Source organism: Streptomyces sp. NPDC090025 (assembly GCF_044748125.1).
GTDB lineage: Bacteria > Actinomycetota > Actinomycetes > Streptomycetales > Streptomycetaceae > Streptomyces.
Genome location: NZ_JBIVFL010000005.1, coordinates 1 through 16186, shown reverse-complemented (window position 1 = coordinate 16186; position 16186 = coordinate 1). Strand labels below are relative to the sequence as shown.

General features: G+C 72.0%; 17 protein-coding genes. 13 read left to right on the top strand and 4 right to left on the bottom strand.

Translation table 11 applies throughout. The features are described from left to right. Positions 1–141: 141 nt before the first annotated feature. From ACIPXM_RS14685 to ACIPXM_RS14675, 3 genes are all read left to right on the top strand, one after another. Positions 142–1584, top strand: a complete 1443-nt coding sequence (locus ACIPXM_RS14685) for a DNRLRE domain-containing protein (protein ID WP_401655247.1) — start codon at positions 142–144, stop codon at positions 1582–1584. Between the two features lie 108 nt (positions 1585–1692). Next, complete coding sequence (locus tag ACIPXM_RS14680; RefSeq protein ID WP_401655246.1) at positions 1693–3198, top strand: MFS transporter; 1506 nt, start codon at positions 1693–1695, stop codon at positions 3196–3198. Between the two features lie 5 nt (positions 3199–3203). Then, the gene (locus tag ACIPXM_RS14675; RefSeq protein WP_401655245.1) at positions 3204–4241 is read left to right on the top strand and encodes a hypothetical protein; all 1038 of its coding nucleotides are present in this window, start codon (positions 3204–3206) and stop codon (positions 4239–4241) included. A gap of 36 nt (positions 4242–4277) precedes the next feature. Here ACIPXM_RS14675 and ACIPXM_RS14670 read toward each other — a convergent pair whose 3' ends face one another. Both ACIPXM_RS14670 and ACIPXM_RS14665 read right to left on the bottom strand, forming a co-directional pair. Continuing rightward, positions 4278–4634: a PRC-barrel domain-containing protein gene (locus ACIPXM_RS14670; protein ID WP_401655244.1), complete on the bottom strand. Its 357-nt coding sequence runs from the start codon at positions 4632–4634 to the stop codon at positions 4278–4280. A 52-nt stretch (positions 4635–4686) separates the two neighbouring features. Then, complete coding sequence (locus ACIPXM_RS14665) at positions 4687–4911, bottom strand: DUF6458 family protein (protein ID WP_401655243.1); 225 nt, start codon at positions 4909–4911, stop codon at positions 4687–4689. Between the two features lie 403 nt (positions 4912–5314). Between ACIPXM_RS14665 and ACIPXM_RS14660 the strand changes: the two genes are divergently transcribed. The 3 genes from ACIPXM_RS14660 (at position 5315) to ACIPXM_RS14650 (ending at position 9374) form a co-directional block, all read left to right on the top strand. Then, positions 5315–6502 (top strand): aromatic acid exporter family protein, encoded by a 1188-nt coding sequence (locus ACIPXM_RS14660; RefSeq protein ID WP_401655241.1) that lies wholly within the window; start codon positions 5315–5317, stop codon positions 6500–6502. A gap of 114 nt (positions 6503–6616) precedes the next feature. Next, positions 6617–8110, top strand: coding sequence for an MFS transporter (locus ACIPXM_RS14655; RefSeq protein WP_401655240.1), 1494 nt, complete (start codon positions 6617–6619; stop codon positions 8108–8110). A 277-nt stretch (positions 8111–8387) separates the two neighbouring features. Then, the gene (locus tag ACIPXM_RS14650) at positions 8388–9374 is read left to right on the top strand and encodes a deaminase domain-containing protein (protein ID WP_401655239.1); all 987 of its coding nucleotides are present in this window, start codon (positions 8388–8390) and stop codon (positions 9372–9374) included. Between the two features lie 180 nt (positions 9375–9554). Here ACIPXM_RS14650 and ACIPXM_RS14645 read toward each other — a convergent pair whose 3' ends face one another. Continuing rightward, the gene (locus tag ACIPXM_RS14645; protein WP_401655238.1) at positions 9555–10178 is read right to left on the bottom strand and encodes a TetR/AcrR family transcriptional regulator C-terminal domain-containing protein; all 624 of its coding nucleotides are present in this window, start codon (positions 10176–10178) and stop codon (positions 9555–9557) included. Positions 10179–10240: 62 nt separating this feature from the next. On the opposite strand from ACIPXM_RS14645, the gene ACIPXM_RS14640 reads away from it, so the two are divergent. Further along, positions 10241–11791 carry an FAD-dependent monooxygenase gene (locus tag ACIPXM_RS14640; RefSeq protein WP_401655237.1) on the top strand — a complete coding sequence of 517 codons (1551 nt, stop codon included), beginning with the start codon at positions 10241–10243 and terminating at the stop codon, positions 11789–11791. A gap of 311 nt (positions 11792–12102) precedes the next feature. On the opposite strand, the gene ACIPXM_RS14635 is transcribed toward ACIPXM_RS14640, so the two are convergent. Further along, a complete protein-coding gene (locus ACIPXM_RS14635; RefSeq protein ID WP_401655236.1) occupies positions 12103–12972 on the bottom strand; it encodes an SDR family NAD(P)-dependent oxidoreductase in 870 nt (289 codons plus the stop codon). A 149-nt stretch (positions 12973–13121) separates the two neighbouring features. Here ACIPXM_RS14635 and ACIPXM_RS14630 point away from each other — a divergent pair, with 149 nt between their 5' ends. The 6 genes from ACIPXM_RS14630 to ACIPXM_RS14605 all read left to right on the top strand — a co-directional run. Next, positions 13122–13829 carry a TetR family transcriptional regulator gene (locus tag ACIPXM_RS14630; RefSeq protein WP_401655235.1) on the top strand — a complete coding sequence of 236 codons (708 nt, stop codon included), beginning with the start codon at positions 13122–13124 and terminating at the stop codon, positions 13827–13829. Between the two features lie 19 nt (positions 13830–13848). After that, a complete protein-coding gene (locus ACIPXM_RS14625; RefSeq protein WP_401655234.1) occupies positions 13849–14115 on the top strand; it encodes a hypothetical protein in 267 nt (88 codons plus the stop codon). A gap of 146 nt (positions 14116–14261) precedes the next feature. Continuing rightward, positions 14262–14927, top strand: a complete 666-nt coding sequence (locus ACIPXM_RS14620) for a hypothetical protein (RefSeq protein ID WP_401655233.1) — start codon at positions 14262–14264, stop codon at positions 14925–14927. 170 nt (positions 14928–15097) lie between these two features. Then, positions 15098–15424, top strand: coding sequence for a helix-turn-helix domain-containing protein (locus tag ACIPXM_RS14615; protein ID WP_401655232.1), 327 nt, complete (start codon positions 15098–15100; stop codon positions 15422–15424). A gap of 2 nt (positions 15425–15426) precedes the next feature. Beyond that, a complete protein-coding gene (locus ACIPXM_RS14610; protein ID WP_401655231.1) occupies positions 15427–15810 on the top strand; it encodes a hypothetical protein in 384 nt (127 codons plus the stop codon). Next, positions 15807–16186: hypothetical protein (locus ACIPXM_RS14605; RefSeq protein ID WP_401655230.1), on the top strand; the 380-nt coding region annotated here is incomplete at its 3' end. The genes ACIPXM_RS14610 and ACIPXM_RS14605, both read left to right, overlap by 4 nt.

Below are 16186 nucleotides of genomic sequence, written 5' to 3'. Positions count from 1 at the left end.
CCGGCCACGGGGCGCCGGGCCGTGGAGGCCCGTCCTCCGCGGTTCATCCAACCGCCATCGTGTCAACTCCCTGGCAATACCAGGCATCCTCGCGCACGCTCTACCTTCCGATCGCCTCGTCCTGCGACCGAAAGGTTTGTCATGCCCAGTCGGAAGGTCACCTTGGTGGCCCTCGTCGGCGCCCTCGCCACCGGTACCTTGGCCGCGACCGCCCTGACCGGCCTCGCGCCCACCGCCGCCGCGGTCGGCACCACGTTCACGGCGACCGCGGACACGTACGTCGACAGCCAGAACACCGCCACCAACTACGGTGCCTCGCAGCAGATCGGCGTGGACAACAGTCCCGTCAAGCAGATGATGCTGCGCTTCGACGTCTCCGGCCTCACGGCGCCGGTGACCGGAGCCAAGCTCCGGATCCACGTCGACGACGTGTCCGGCGCGGAGGCATCCAACGGCGGCACGTTCCGCGCGATGTCGAACACCGCGTGGTCCGAGACGGCCGTCACCTACGCCAACCGGCCCGCCATCGACGGCGCCACGCTCGGCAGCCTCGGCTCCGTCGCCCGCAACACCTGGTACGAGGTCGACGTGTCCTCGTACGTGAAGGGCAACGGCACTTTCTCCATCGGCGTCACGTCCAGCAGCACCAACGGCGCCGACTACGATTCGCGCGAAACCGGCTCCACCGCACCGCAGTTGGTGATCGAGACGAGTGGCACCCCCACTCCGACCACCGCGCCGCCCACCACCCCGCCCACGACTCCGCCGACGACGCCGCCGACCACCCCGCCGCCGAGCGGCGACCCGGTGCTCGTCGGCGCGGGCGACATCGCCTCATCCGGTTCCGGGGACACCGCGACCGCGAACCTGCTGGACGGCATCCCCGGCACGGTCTTCACCATCGGCGACAACGCCTACCCCAACGGCAGCGCCTCGGACTTCTCCACGTACTACGAGCCGACCTGGGGCCGCCACAAGGCGCGTACCAAGCCGGCGCCGGGCAACCACGAGTACCTCACCTCGGGCGCGTCCGCGTACTACAACTACTTCGGCGCCAACGCGGGCCCCTCGGGCAAGGGTTACTACTCCTACGACCTCGGCAACTGGCACGTGGTCTCGCTGAACTCCGAGACGTCGATGACGGTCGGCTCCGCCCAGGAGACCTGGCTGCGCGCCGACCTCGCGGCGAGCAACAAGCCCTGCACCCTGGCCTACTGGCACAAGCCGCGCTGGACGTCCAGCTCCAGCCACGCGCCTGAGCCCAAGACCGGGCCGCTGGTGCAGGCGCTGTACGACAACAACGCCGAGGTCATCCTGACCGGCCACAACCACCAGTACGAGCGCTTCGCCCCGCAGAACCCCAGCGGGCAGCTCGACACCTCGCGCGGCCTGCGGGAGTTCGTCGCCGGCATGGGCGGCGCGGACCTCTACGGCTTCGGCACCATCCAGCCCAACAGCGAGGCCCGCAACAACAACACCTTCGGCGTCCTGAAGCTCACCCTGCACGCGAACAGCTACGACTGGCAGTTCGTGCCGCAGGCGGGCAAGACGTACAACGACAGCGGTACGGGCACCTGCCACTGACCCTGTCCGTCCGGCCCGGACCCCGCTCGCGCCGCCGCACCGGTCCTCCGGCGGCGGTGCGGGCGGGGTCCCCGGCGGCCCACCCCCGCACCCGGAGGTCGTCACCCCGTGTATCTCTCCACGATCGGCCGCACCGAACGGCCCCCCGCTTCCCCCGACTCACCGGCCGCTTCCCCCGGCTCCGACGGCTCCAGCGGCTCGACCGGTGGCGGCCGACGCGTCCGCCGGCGGCTGGTCGGCGGCAACGTCCTCGCCCTCGGCACGGTCAGCCTGATCACCGACGTGTCCGCCGAGATGGCCACCGCCGTCCTGCCGCTGTACCTGGTCCTCGGGCTGCAGCTCAGCCCCCTCGCGTACGGCGCGCTCGACGGCCTCAACACCGGGGCCACGGCCCTGCTCAGGATCGTCGGCGGCTACGTGGCCGACCGGATGGGCCGCCGGAAGGCGGTGGCCGGGTTCGGGTACGGCCTGTCGGCCCTCGCCAAGCTCGGCCTGCTTGCGGCGGGCGGTTCGATGACGGCCCTCGGCCTCGTCCTGACCGCCGACCGGGCGGGCAAGGGGCTGCGCACCGCGCCCCGGGACGCCCTCATCACCCTCTCCGTCCCCGAACACGCGCTGGGCCGCGCCTTCGGGGTGCACCGCGCGATGGACAGCATCGGTGCGTTCGCGGGACCGCTCGTGGCGCTCGGCGTCCTCACGGCCGCCGCCCAGTCCTTCGAGGCCGTCTTCTTCACGAGCTTCTGCGTGGCCGCCCTGGGCGTGCTCGTGCTGTTCCTGTTCGTCCGCGACCGCACGGATGCGGAGAGCGGCCGGGTGCAGAAGCCTCCGGCGTCGCCCCGACCTGCTTCACCCCGAGCCGCCGCCTCGCCCCGGGCCGCCGTCTCGCCGCGGGCCGTGGGCGGGCTGCTGCGCGAGGCGCCGGTACGCCGTCTCGTGTGCGGCGCCGGCCTTCTCGGACTCGCCACCGTCGGCGACGGGTTCGTCTACCTGCTCCTGCAACGGCGCGAGTCGCTGTCCATCGGCTGGTTCCCGCTCCTGGCCGTCGGGACGAGCCTGTCCTACCTCCTCCTCGCGGCCCCGATCGGCGCGCTCGCCGACCGGATCGGCCGACTGCCGGTGATGCTGGGCGGGTACGGAGTCCTCGCCGTCGTCTACCTGTTGCTCCACGGCCCCCTGGCGGGCCCGGCGCTGCTCGTCACGGTGCTCTTCCTGTACGGGCTGTTCTACGCGTCCACCGAGGGCGTCCTGATGGCCCTCGCGGGCCCCGTCCTGCCGGAGCGGCTGCGCACCACGGGCATCGCCCTGGTGCAGAGCGGTCAGGCCCTCGCGTACCTCGGCTCGTCCCTGCTCTTCGGTCTCGTCTGGCAGGCGTGGGGGCCGGAGGCCGCGAGCCGTGGCGCGGCGGTGGCGGTGGTCGTGGTCGGCACGGCCACGGCGCTGCTGCTCGGCCCGCTGACGCGGTGCGCCGGGCGGACGCAGGGTGCCCCGCCCACCGCGCCAGGTCCGGCGTCCCCCGAGTCCCCCGAGTCCCTGGAATCTCCTGGATCTCCGGAGTCCGAGCCGTCCCCGTCCACCCCGCCGTCCTCGGACGAAAGGTCCGCTTCCTCCTCATGAAGGCCATGAACACCATGAAGGCCATGAACGCCCCCACCCAGCGGACGAAGATCCTCATCACGGTCCTCGCCGCCGCGCTGCTGGCGACGCTGGCGGCCGTCACGGTGATGAGAGCCCGGCAGGGGGCGGAGGCGGCGCCCGCGGCGGGGCCGGTCGCCGGGGGTCCCGCTCCGGCGGGTGCCACGGCCACGTCCGGCGCCCCGGGGGACCGACTGCGGGTGCTGAGCAACGGGCTGCTGTCGACGGTGCCGCTGGCCGACCCGTCGGGGCCGCGCACCGTGACCGAGGCGCGCTGCGACCGCGCGTACACGGCGGGCGGCACCACCGCCTGCCTGACACCCGCGGCGGCCCTCAGCGGCCCGAGGCTCCTCGTGCTCGACGAGAAGCAGCAGACCCGGCGCACCGTCCCGCTGACCGGCCTGCCCAACCGTGCCCGGGTCTCGGCGGACGGCCGCATGGTCGCCTGGACGCTGTTCGTGGGCGGCGACTCGTACGCCGGGGGAGCGTTCTCGACCCGCACCGGCATTCTGGACACGCGCACCGGCCAACTCATCGCCTCTCTTGAGGAGTTCGCGGTGTTCCGGGACGGGCGCCGCTACCGGGCGGCGGACATCAACGTCTGGGGCGTGACCTTCGCCGACGACAACCACTTCTACGCGACCGTCTCCAGCGCCGGTACCCGCTCCCTCGTGCAGGGCGACATCGCGGCCCGTACGCTGCGCACCCTCGCGGACAACGTCGAGTGCCCCTCGCTGTCGCCCGACGGCAAGCGCGTCGCGTTCAAGCAGGCCGTCGACGCCGACCCGGCCAAGGGCTGGCGGCTGACCGTCCTCGACCTGGCCACCCTGCGCCGTACGCCGCTGGCCGAGACCCGCGATGTCGACGACCAGGCGGCCTGGATCGACGACCGGACCGTCGCGTACGGCCTGCAGCGCCCCGACGGCACCAACGACGTGTGGGCGACCCCCGCCGACGGCACGGGTCGCCCACACGTCCTGGTCCCCGGCGCCAACTCCCCCTCGGTGCTTCCGGCTTCGGGCTGAGCGGGTGGGAGTGGGGAGTCCCTGGCTGACAGGCGATCAGAACCAGGCGCCGAAGCGGTAGTACGCGACGAGGTCCTCGCGGTACTGCCGGTCGGCGAGGTGCTTGTCGGAGTGGAACTCCGGTGCCTCCTTGACCTGTTCCTTGGACAGGCCCAGGTGCACGGTCCGCTCCTCGAGGTCCACCCGGGTGACCGCGCTCGCCGGGATCAGCACCTCCTTGCCGAAGATCCAGACGCCGGTGTCCACGACGAGATAGGCGTCGTCGACCTCGTCGGAGTGCCGGTCCACCTTCCCGATGTGGCCGTCGGCCGCCTCGACCCGCCATCCGATGAGGTCGGTGCCCGCCAGGTGCCCGGACTCGGTCGTGTAGGTCCACATGGTGTGCTCGGTCATCGCTGTCGCTCCTTCGCTCGCTCGTGTCCTTCGCCGGGTGGGGCAATGCTCGTCAGAGCCGGTCACGCCGGTCGTCCTCGACGACCGTGGGCGCCGCGGGCGGGACGAGCAGGCGACGGCGCCGCAGGACGCTGGTGTAGACGGCGATCCCGATGATGCCGACCGCCATCAGGATGAGTCCGACCAAGTCCAGGTCGACCCCTTCGAGCTCCCAGTCGGTGGCGAAGGTGAGAATCGCGCCGACGGCGATCAGAATGATGCACAGTCCCAGACCCATGGTTGCTCCCTCCCTTGTGGTTGGACTCCGTCCGCTTACCCGGGGTCCCGGGAAGTACGCGGCCCCGGTTCTCGCGGCCTCGCCACGTGGCCGCCCCGCCCACCCGAGCAGAAGCACCAGGAGCGAACCGCCTCCTGGTGCGCCTTGGCGTCCCTTGGCTGCCCTTGGCGTCCCCGATCCGGGCCGATGCATGGGCCGCCCGGGCGTACCCGCGCATGGGCGGGGGGTCGTGCGGGCAGGCGGTCGCCCCGAGGGGACGTACGAGGACGGTGCGCGGGACGGCGCGGACGGCGACGGCCGGCAGCGGGCGGCGAACGAGGTACGAGGGACGAGGTGAGAGGTGGCGGCGCGCGGCGGAGCGAGGATCGGCGGGGGTGGTGCGGGTGGCCGGGGTGGCGGGCTGTTGGCGCGGCTGCGCCGCGACCCCTTCGCCGTACAGACCGTACGGTCCACGGCGGCGGCCACCCTCAGCTATGTCGTCGCCCTGCGGCTCAGCAGCGAACCGGTTCCCCTGACCGCGCCCCTGACCGCCCTCCTCGTCGTCCAGGTGACGCTCTACTCCACGCTCACCACCAGCCTGCGCCGGGTGAACTCGGTTGTCGTCGGTGTGCTCATCGCCATCGCGTTCAGCGTCGTCGTCGGCCTCTCCTGGTGGAGCCTGGCGCTCGTCATCCTCGCGTCGCTGCTCGTCGGCCGACTGGTCCGGGTCGAGGAGTTCGTACCCGAGGTCGCGATCAGCGCCATGCTCGTCCTCGGCGTGACGCAGGTGTCCGACACGGCCTGGGACCGGGTCCTGGAGACGCTGATCGGGGCGGTCGTCGGCATGGTGTTCAACCTGGTCCTCGCGCCGCCGGTGTGGGTGGACACCGCCGGGGACTCGATCGGCGACCTGGCCCGCCGGATGCGGCTGTTGCTGCTTGACGTGGCGGACGAGTTCACCGGGGCGCCGCCCGTGGCGGAGGCAGCGGCCCGGCTGCACGAGGCCAGGCGGCTCGACAACGACGTCGCGGACGTCGACGGGGCGCTGCGGACCGCCGAGGACAGTTTGCGGTTCAATCCGCGGGTCAAGGAGGGGCTGCTCCACCGGGTGGTGCTGCGGACCGGTCTCGACACCCTGGAGATCTGTGCCGTCGTCCTGCGGGTGCTCGCCCGCACCCTCACCGACCTGGCCAAGCACCGGGCCGGGCAGCGGCTGCTGCCGGGGCGGACCGCGCTCGCCGTCCGGGAGACCGCCCAGTACACCGCGGACGCCCTGGTGAGTTTCGCCGTCCTGGTCACCGCGCGGGGCAGCGCGGACGCCGAGGCGGCGGAGGCCCGGCTGGCGGGCGAACTGCGGGCGGCGCGGGCCTGCCGCGACACCGCCGCCGACCGGCTGCTCGCGCTCGCCCTCGCCGAACCCGGCCGCTGGCAGCTGTACGGCGCGCTGCTCGCCGAGCTCGACCGGATCCTCGACGAGCTCGACCCGGAGCACCGGGGGCGGCGGCTGATGGAGGAGCTGGACCGGCAGGTGCGCGAGCGCCACGACCGGCGCCGCCGTCTGACCCTGCGGGACCGCTGGAGCGCGCCGCGGCCCACCCGTGCCCAGGGGTGAGCCACGGATGAGCCGACGCACGAGCCGAGGCATGCGCCGACGCATGAGCTGTGCGCGGGCAGACGGATGACCGGCCGCGAGCGGGGTACCCGCAGTGCCGGAGAGAGGAGAGCCATGAGCGCCACATCTTCTTCCCCAGGGGCCGGTGCCGGTACGGGCACGGTCACCACGGCCGTACCGGCCCGGCTCGACCGGCTCCCCTGGTCCCGCTGGCACTGGATGATCGTCATCGGCCTCGGCACGGTCTGGATCCTGGACGGTCTCGAGGTCACCATCGTCGGCAACATCGCGGGCCGGCTCGCGGAGGACGGCAGCGGGCTCGACATCACGGCGGCGCAGGTGACGGGCGTCGCCGCCGCGCTGTACGTGGCGGGCGCCTGCTCCGGGGCCCTGTTCTTCGGCTGGCTGACCGACCGCTACGGCCGCAAGAAGCTCTTCATGGTCACCCTGGCCGTCTATCTGGGCGCGACGGCGATGACGGCGCTGTCCTTCGAGTCGTGGTGGTTCTTCCTCTTCCGCTTCCTCACCGGCTTCGGCATCGGCGGCGAGTACGCGGCCATCAACTCGGCGATCGACGAGCTGATCCCGTCCCTCTACCGGGGGCGGGTCGATCTCATCATCAACGGCAGCTACTGGCTCGGCGCCATCGGCGGCGCCCTGCTGTCGATCGTCATGCTCGACACCGACATCTTCCCGGAGGACCTCGGCTGGCGGCTCAGCTTCGCCCTGGGCGTCGTCCTCGGGCTGGTGATCCTGCTGGTGCGCAGGCATGTGCCGGAGAGCCCACGCTGGCAGTTCATCCACGGCCAGGGCGAGGCCGCGGAGGAGCTGGTCGGCTCCGTGGAGCGGGAGATCGAGGCGGAGAAGGGTGCCGAACTCCCGCCGCCCGCCCGTGAGATCACCATCCACCAGCGCAAGAGCATCGGCTTCGGCACCATCGCGAAGACGGTCTTCGCCCGCTACCCGCGCCGGGCCGTCCTCGGGCTCGCCCTGTTCATCGGGCAGGCGTTCCTCTACAACGCGATCACCTTCGGCTTCGGCACCATCCTCATCACCTTCTTCGACGTCCCCACCGGCAGCACCGGCTACTACTTCGCGGTGATCGCGGCGGGCAACTTCCTCGGCCCGCTGCTCCTCGGCCGGCTCTTCGACACCGTCGGACGCCGCATCATGATCACCAGCACCTATCTGCTGTCCGGCCTGCTGCTCTTCGGCACGGCCTGGCTCTTCGGCCGCGGCTCGCTGACGGCGACCACGCTCACGGTCTGCTGGTGCGTGGTGCTGTTCTTCGCCTCGACAGGCGCCTCCAGCGCCTATCTGACCGTCTCCGAGATCTTCCCCATGGAGACCCGCGCGATGGCGATCGCCTTCTTCTACGCCCTGGGCACGGCGGCCGGAGGCATCACAGGACCGCTGGTCTTCGCCGACCTCACCGCCTCGGGGGTGGTCGGGGACACGGTGCTGGCCTTCCAGATCGGCGCGGCGCTGATGTGCGCGGCGGGCATCGTGGCGGCGTTCTTCGCGGTGAAGGCGGAGCGCCGCTCGCTGGAGGACATCGCCGAACCGCTGTCGGCGGTCCGGGAGGGCGAGGCGCCAGAGCGGGGGTGAGCGGGCCGACCAGGGGTGAGCGGGGGCGCGCGTCGGCGCCGTCCAGCCGTGGCGTACGGACCGGACGGCGCCGACGTGCGGACGAAGAGGCCGGTGCGTGGACGAAGAGGCCGGTGTGTGGACGAAGGGGCCGGTGTGTGACGGGGGGTTGACGGGTCCCGGGGGCGGGAAACCACCAGGGGGCCGCCCGCGAGGTGCTCCTGTCCCGCATGTGGCGGACACGGGTCCGCGGGCAGGCGACCGGTACGTTCTGAGAAGGAGTGGGGGAGCTCAGCACATGACCACGGCCGCGTTCACGAACAAGGCGATCCTGACCTATTCGATCGCCTTCATCGGACATCCGGATCTCGTCGGGAAGTTGAACGGCGCCTCGCACGCGGATCCGCGCGGAGGCAACTACTACAAGGACATCCCCGAACCGGGGGACTGGACCGGCACGCTGAGGGGCCGTCAGCACACCAAGGACGCCGAACGCCAGGTGGTGAACCTGCTCGCCGACAGGATCTACACCCACCTGGGCTGCACCGACAACGCCGACTACGCGGCCCGCATCCGCGCGGTCCGCAACGGCACGATCGAGCTGTACTCCGACATGGGCCCGTGTCACTCCTGCCGCTCGGTCATCGCGGACTTCCGCAAGGACTTCCCGGCCCTCACGGTCACGGTCCGCTACGGCAACGTCCTGCGCGGCGGCGGATCGGCGGCGCTGATCGCGGCGGGTGACGGCCTGTTCGGGAGCTATGGTATCGGCGACGCCGTACAGGGCGCGAACGGAGCGTGGGCCAAGACCTACCAGGGCAGCCCGCTGGCCGCGGTCACCGGCACCTTCGACGTCAAGTTCGCCGGGGGAGCGGACGGCAGGCGTTTCACCGGCACCGCGTCCGCCATCGACCGGCAGCCGCACTCCTCGTTCCTGTACCCGGCGCCGAAGACGGCGGCCGTGCCGCTCGACGTGACGACGGCGGTCCTGGACGCGATCGCCCGCCAGCTCGGCGAGCGGCTGCTGCCGACGGAGGTGATGCGCCCGAAGGCGTTCAGGCAGTGGATCGAGGGGGTCGAGCGGGGGACCGTCAGCCTGGTCTGCGAGCGCGGCCCGGTCAGGGACGGCCGGGTGGCGATCGCGGAGTTCCTCAAGGACTTCCCCAAGGTCACCGTCGAGGTGCACTATCCGGGAGCCGCCGCCCAGACCGACGGCGCCGGCTACACCGACGCCGTCGACCAGGGCGACGGGACCTGGCTGAAGACCTTCCGCCCCGCCGCGTAGACCGATGGCCCGGGTGCGCCGCCCGGGGCGGGCTCCGACGCCGCCGCGTGCCGCCCCTCGGGTGCGGCCCGGTCCCGGGGCGCACCCGAGGGACGGCACCGGCCCGCGTGGGCCGGTGGCCGGACCGGCCGCTGCTCGCCGTCCCCGGGGCGCGCGATCAGCCGCTCACCGGCGACCGGCTCAACCGCCCCCGAGAATCCGGGTGACGCCGTATTCGAACCGCTCGCCGAAGGATTCCGGGCCGAGGTGGTCGAGCGCCTGGTGCAGGGCCGGGTGGGAGCCCGCCGAGACCGCCGCCGCGAGTCGGCCGTCGAGCGGCTGCTCCGCCGCGGCCTGTTCCTCCTGGGTGAGCCCGAGGGTGAAGTAACTCAGCGTCCAGGCCGTCCAGGCGGCCTCGCGCTCCCCGAAGCCGCCGTCCAGCAGCGCCCCGACCAGGGCCTCCGCGAACCGCAGGGTGTGCGGCTCGGCCACGTTCGTGCCGACCACGAGGGTGGCGCCGTCGCGGTGCGCGAGGAGGGCGGCGCGGTAGCGGCGGACCAGTTCGCGCACCCGCTCCCGCCAGTGCTCCGGCAGGCCGTCGTACGCGACGCCGCCGATCACGGCGTCCGCCATCAGCTCCAGCATCGATGCCTTGGTCTTCACGTGCCACAGCACCGTGTTCATACGTACCCCGAGGCGATCGGCGACGGCCCGGGTCGACAGGGCGTCGAGCCCCTTCTCGTCCAGGAGTTCCAGCGCGGCGCGGATCACCGTACCGGGGTCCAGGCGGGTGCCGCGGTCCTCGCCCGCTTGATTCTTGGTCATTGACCTAGTCTACTGGGGGCTCACTGTCTTGGTCAGTGACCAAGACTCTTGAGGGAGGCGCCATGGATCAGCACGTCGTCATCGCCGGGGCCGGACCGGTCGGACTCTGGCTCGCCGCGGAACTGCTCAGGGGCGGCGTCGCCGCCACCGTCGTCGAACAGCGCCCCGGCATCGACCAGCGCTCGAAGGCACTCACCGTGCACCCCCGCACCCTCGAGGTGCTGGCCTCGCGCGGCGTCCACCACGCCTTCGTCGCCGAGGGGCTGCGCATCCCGGGCGGCCACTTCGCGATGCTCGACGACCGCCTCGACTTCCGTGACCTGGACACCCCGTTCCCCTTCACCCTCGCCCTGCCGCAGGCCCGTACCGAAGCACTGCTCGAAGCCGAGGCCACCCGCCTCGGCGCGCGGATCGTGCGCGGACACCGGGTCACCGGATTCACCGGGCACCCGGACGGCGTGACCGTGCGCGTCGCTGGACCTGACGGGCCGTACCAGATCCAGGCCGCCTACCTGGTCGGCTGCGACGGCGCCCGCAGCACCGTCCGTACGGCCGCCGGCATCGACTTCCCCGGTACACCCTCCACCGTGCTCGGCTGGCTCGGCGACGTCACCCTCGACGACCCGCCACGGCCGGGCTTCAGCGCCTTCGGCCCCGACGGCGGGCTGCTCGCGGCGCCGATGCCCGACGGCCGCTACCGGATCGTCGGAGTCAGCCCCGACAGCGTCACCACCGAATGGCCCGGCGAGCTCACCCTCGACGAACTGCGCGCCAAGGTCCTGGCCATCACCGGCCGCGACTTCGGCATGCGCGACCCGGTGTGGCTCTCCCGCTTCGGCAACGCCACCCGCCTCGCCGCCCGGTACCGCAGCGGGCGGGTCCTCCTCGCGGGCGACGCCGCCCACCAGCACTTCCCCGCGGGCGGCGTCGGCATGAACGTCGGCATCCAGGACGCCCACAACCTCGGCTGGAAGCTCGCCGCCGTCCTGACCGGCCGCGCCGCCGACGGCCTCCTCGACACCTACCACCACGAACGCCACCCGGTCGGTGCCCAACTCGCCGAGCACAGCCGCGCCCAGACCGGCCTGATGGCCACCTTCACCCCCGAGAAACTGGCCCTGCGCTCCCTCCTCAGCTCCATGGTCGCCGAGCAGCCGGCCTTCAACCGGGCCCTCGCCGAACGCCTCTCCGCACTCGCCGTCAGCTACCCGCCGACCGAACCGGACGCCCACCCCCTCACCGGAACCCGCGCCCCCGACCTCGCCTTCACCGACCCCGAGTCCGGCTCCGACCCCGAGTCCGGCTCCGGCTCCGAGTCCGGCTCCGGCTCCGGGTCCGAATCCGACTCGGGCAGTGGCCTGTTCGGTCTGCTGCGCGCCGACGCCCACCTCCTGCTCGCCCTGACGCCCGACTTCCCGACGTCCGCCGTCCAGAGGCCCGGCCTCACCGTCCGCACCGCCACCCTCCACCGGCCCCCGGCGCCCTGGGCGCCGGTGCGCGCCGCACTGATCCGACCCGACGGGCACGTCGCCTGGGCGACGAACAGGGCGGACGGCGCCGAAGGAGCCGCGGCCGTGCACCGGGCGCTGGCCGGGGCCGCGAGCGGCCTGTGAACGGACCGGCGCCGCACTCCTCGCCACCCGCACCCTCCGGCCGATGACCTCGTGGAGCAGGCCAAGTCCGACATGGCGGGAACGCGGCGCGGCAGAAACGCAGATCGAGGTGGTCATCGCCGACGACCAGCCCTGGGTACGGACCGGCTTCAGCCTGATCCTGGGCGCGCGGCGCGGCATCACCGTGGTCGGCGGGGCGGCCGACGGCGTGGCCCGCGTCGAACCGGCCCGGCGGCTGCGACCCCACGTGGTGCTCGCAGACATCCACATGCCGCCTTGCGTTCCCGCTTGTGCGTTCGGCGGCCGGTCGCTCAGGCGGCGGCGGGCAGGTCGACCGGGTAGGCGGCGCCGCTGTCGGCGGAGGCGGAGACCGCCTGCCAGGCGTTCGCCTCGGCGATCTGGCCGTGGGAGTGGTCGAGGGCCATCCGGACCGCTGCGGCACCGAGCACGAGATGGCTGGGGACGGTGCCGGAGTGCGCGACGCGTACGAGGATCTCGGCGGCGCGGTCGGGGTCGCCGGGGGCCACCATGCCGCCGCGGAGCAGGTCGCTCATCGCGCCGACGGTCGGGCGGTAGTCCTGCGGCACGTCCTCGATCCGCATCGACGAGCCCGCCCAGTCGGTGGCGAAGCCGCCCGGCTCGACGACGAGCCAGCGGATGCCGAGCGGCGCGGTCTCGGCCGCGAGAACCCGGGTGAACCCGTCGACGGCGAACTTGGCGGCCTGGTAGGAGCCGAGTCCGGGGGTGTGCCCGACGCGTCCGCCGATCGAGGAGAACTGGATCACCAGGCCGGAGCCCTGCTTCTTGAGCAGCGGCAGCGCGGCGCGGGAGACGTTGTAGACGCCCCAGAAGTTGGTGTCGAACTGACGGCGGAAGTCGGCGTCGTCCGTGATCTCGACGGGCGACAGGTTGGCGTAACCGGCGTTGTTGACGACCACGCTGATCCCGCCGTACGTCTCGACGCCGGCGGCGAGCGCCGCCTCGGCCGCCGCGGGATCGGTCACGTCCAGGGCGACGGGGAGGACCCGGTCGCCGTAGGTGGCGGCGAGCTCGGCGAGCTGCTCGGGCTTGCGGGCGCTGGCCACGACGTTGTCCCCGGCCTCAAGGGCGGCGACGGCCAGCGAGCGGCCGAAGCCGCGCGAGGAGCCGGTGATGAACCAGGTGCGGGCTTGTGTGCTCATGCCGTCCATGCAACACCTTCCGAGGATGTACCGCAACGGTGTTGCGGTAAGAATCAAAAAGTCGAGTGTTAGCGAAACGGCATAAGCTTGAAGCGATCGAGTCTCCTCCTTAACGCATCGAGGTTGCGATAGGCTTGTATGCTTGCCACGTGACTGATCTGGGATTCGAACGCGCCCGTACGCCCGAGGCCAAGCGCGCCCGGCAGGAGAAGATCCTGGCGGCGGCGGCCCGGCTGGCGACCGCCGGCAGCGTGCGCGAGGTGACCGCGAGCGCCATCGCCGACGAGGTCGGCATGCACAAGTCCGCGATGCTGCGTTACTTCGAGACCCGCGAGGACATCTTCCTGCGGCTCGCGGGCGACGCCTGGACCGAGTGGTCGACGGTGGTACGCGCCGAACTCGACGCCCTCACCACTCGCCCCGGCCCGCCCATCCGCCCGGACCGGGACCGCCCGTCGCACGAGGTCGCCGCCGTCCTCGCCCACTCGCTCGTCTCCCGGCCGCTCTTCTGCGACCTGCTCGCGCACACCCCGCTGAACCTGGAGCGCAACGTCTCCATGGAGCGGGTCAAGGAGTTCAAGACCGTCGCCCTCGCCGAGGTGGCCGCGATCGGCTCCGCCCTCTGCACCGTCACCCCGCTGCTCCTCGACGAGGCCCGCGCCGTCGTCGCCACCGCCACCTCGATGGCCGCCGCGATGTGGCAGATGGCCGCCCCCGGCACCCACCTGCGCGCCTTCTACGAGTCCGAACCCGCACTCGCCCACGCCGTCGTCGACGTCGAACCCCAGCTCACCGACATCCTCGGCGCCCTCATCACCGGCTACGCGGCCCGCCAGACCCGCCCCGAGCCCAACTGACCCTCCGGCTCGCGTCGACGTGCGAGGCTGGGGTCGCTCGGAAGGTGATCTTGCGAACGGTGTACGGGTCTCCCCGAGGGCGGACGACGGGGCGTTCGCGCCCCCGGGTGTCGAGCCGGCCCTCGAGGCGTTCGGCCACCGCGATCCGGCGAGCGGGTGGCAGGCCGAGAAGCATCCGCGCTTCCTCGCCGACGTCACCGGCGACGGCACCCCCGACATCATCGGCTTCGGCGGACCGGGCATGTACGTGGCCCGCAACCTCTACCGCCGCTTCCGTACCCGCTGACGGGGGGCGAGCGGGACGTCCTGGGTGGCGGCCTCCCTGATGGCGAGGTGTCGGCCGCCCCGGGGTCTTCACGCTCCGCTCCTTCGTGGGTACGCTCCGTGCGTCATGGGCGCCAGGTGGAGCCCGGACCAGAGGGGGGATGCTCCGTGATCGAGCAGGCGTACGTTCAGGCCGACGACAAGCCCACGCCGACACTCAAGGACATCAGGGACCGGATCTCGAAGGCGGTCGACGCGACGAAGGACGACGAAGGCATCGACCGCCTCAAGTGCTGGCTGCAGATGCCGGTCGATGCCTCGTTCAAGAAGATGATCGACTCCAAATGCCAGGATCGCGCCACGCGGGTCGGCGGTCTGCTGAGCCCCGGGAAGAGCGGGCTGTTCACCCCCGCCGACCTGGGGTCGGTGCTCGTTCCCGCGACCGCGTGGGCCGGTATCGACGATGCCCTGAAGGCCGAGCGCGCCGTGTACGTCAATGGTCCGGCCGGTCACGTGGGCGGGGGCCAGAGCAACTTCAAGGTCGGCTTCCACGTGATCGTCTTCCTGGCCGTCGGGAAGGACACCGACGACCGCGTCTACTATCTGGGCCTCGACCCGGACACCAGCGCCACGACGGAGTCCCGGAAGGCGTGGGAGGCGCTGGTCGCGGGGAAGCCCGAGACGAAGCCGGAGGAATTCACCGCGGTGAAGAGCCTGGGGGTCATCAAGTCGATGATCCTCGGCGACGCCGGGACCGGCTTCGGCCCGCTGGTCCGCAAGTACTACGTCGACACGACCGTCAAGTTCCCCAGGATCACCCGCATCCCCGTCTGAGCCTGACCACGGGGGTGAGCGGTACTCGGTCAAGCTGATCCGCGTTGCCGGGTGCGCCGATGCCCGTCGCCGAACTCCGGCGACGGGCATTCCGTGTGACGGATCCTCACCTCGGTCTTGTTGCCAGGTCACGGCCATACTAGAGTTTTTGTATGGCCAAAGGTCCGCGTATGACGCTCCAGACGCAGCTGGTGCTGCGCACCCTCCTGGAAACTCCCCTTGAAGCCCGCTACGGCCTCGAACTCTCCGACGCCGCGGGCCTGCCCACCGGCACCATCCACCCGATCCTCGCCCGCCTGGAGAACGCCGGCTGGCTCGAGTCCTTCTGGGAGGACCGGGACCAGATCGAGAAGACCGATCCGCCGCGCCCCCGCCGTCGCTACTACCGCTTCTCGCCCGGCGGCGCCGAGTCGGCCCGACTCGCTCTCGCCCAGGCGTACAACGGCGGTGCCACCTCCGCGCGGCTCCGGCCCGCCACCGGCGGACTGGGGGCGTAGGCGTGTTCAACCATCACGGCAGGTTCGACCTCGGGTGGGTGCACCCCGAAGCCCAGGGCGCCGACCAGGCCGCCGAGTTCATCGCCGAGGAACGGAGCGGCACCCCCTCGGGGTACATCGAGGTGCCGAAGCCCATCCGCTTCTGGGAGACCCGGGTCGTAGCGGTGTCGTCCCCTCGTGCTCGGCTCCGTACCTTCGGCCTCGCCGCACGGTTGCTGCCCGCCCACGATCGTGAGCGCTGGGCGGAGGAGTGGGCGGGGGAGTGGCACGAGGTGAGGGAGCGTCCGCTGCTGACGCGGCTGGCCTTCCTGGCCCGACTCCTCGTCCGTACCGGACCCGCGCTGGCCTGGGTCCTGCGTATGCAGAAGCGCAAGGAGGTCGCATGAGCGGCGTTTTAGGAGTCCTTTCCGTAGCCGCTTTGACCGCCATGGTGGTCCGGTCCAGCAGCGCGCTTGTCGCGACCGCGGTGCAGTGGAGCCAGCGCAAGGACGATGCTCCGTGGGTACGCCCGAACCACCGGGCTGTCCGGCTCGTTGCCCGCCTGACGGGAGCGCGCACCCGCGAGCGGTACGCCGAGGAGTGGGCGGCGGAGTGGCACGACCTGCCGCAGCGACCTCGGCGGATCCGCGCGATGTACCTCCTGCGGATCTCCGCCCGCGCCATCCCGCTAGGCAGTGTCTTCAAAAGATCACCAGTGGTGGATCATGGTGTCGTGATTCGTCGTCATGAACTGTCGGATGCCGAGTGGGAGTTCGTTCGGCC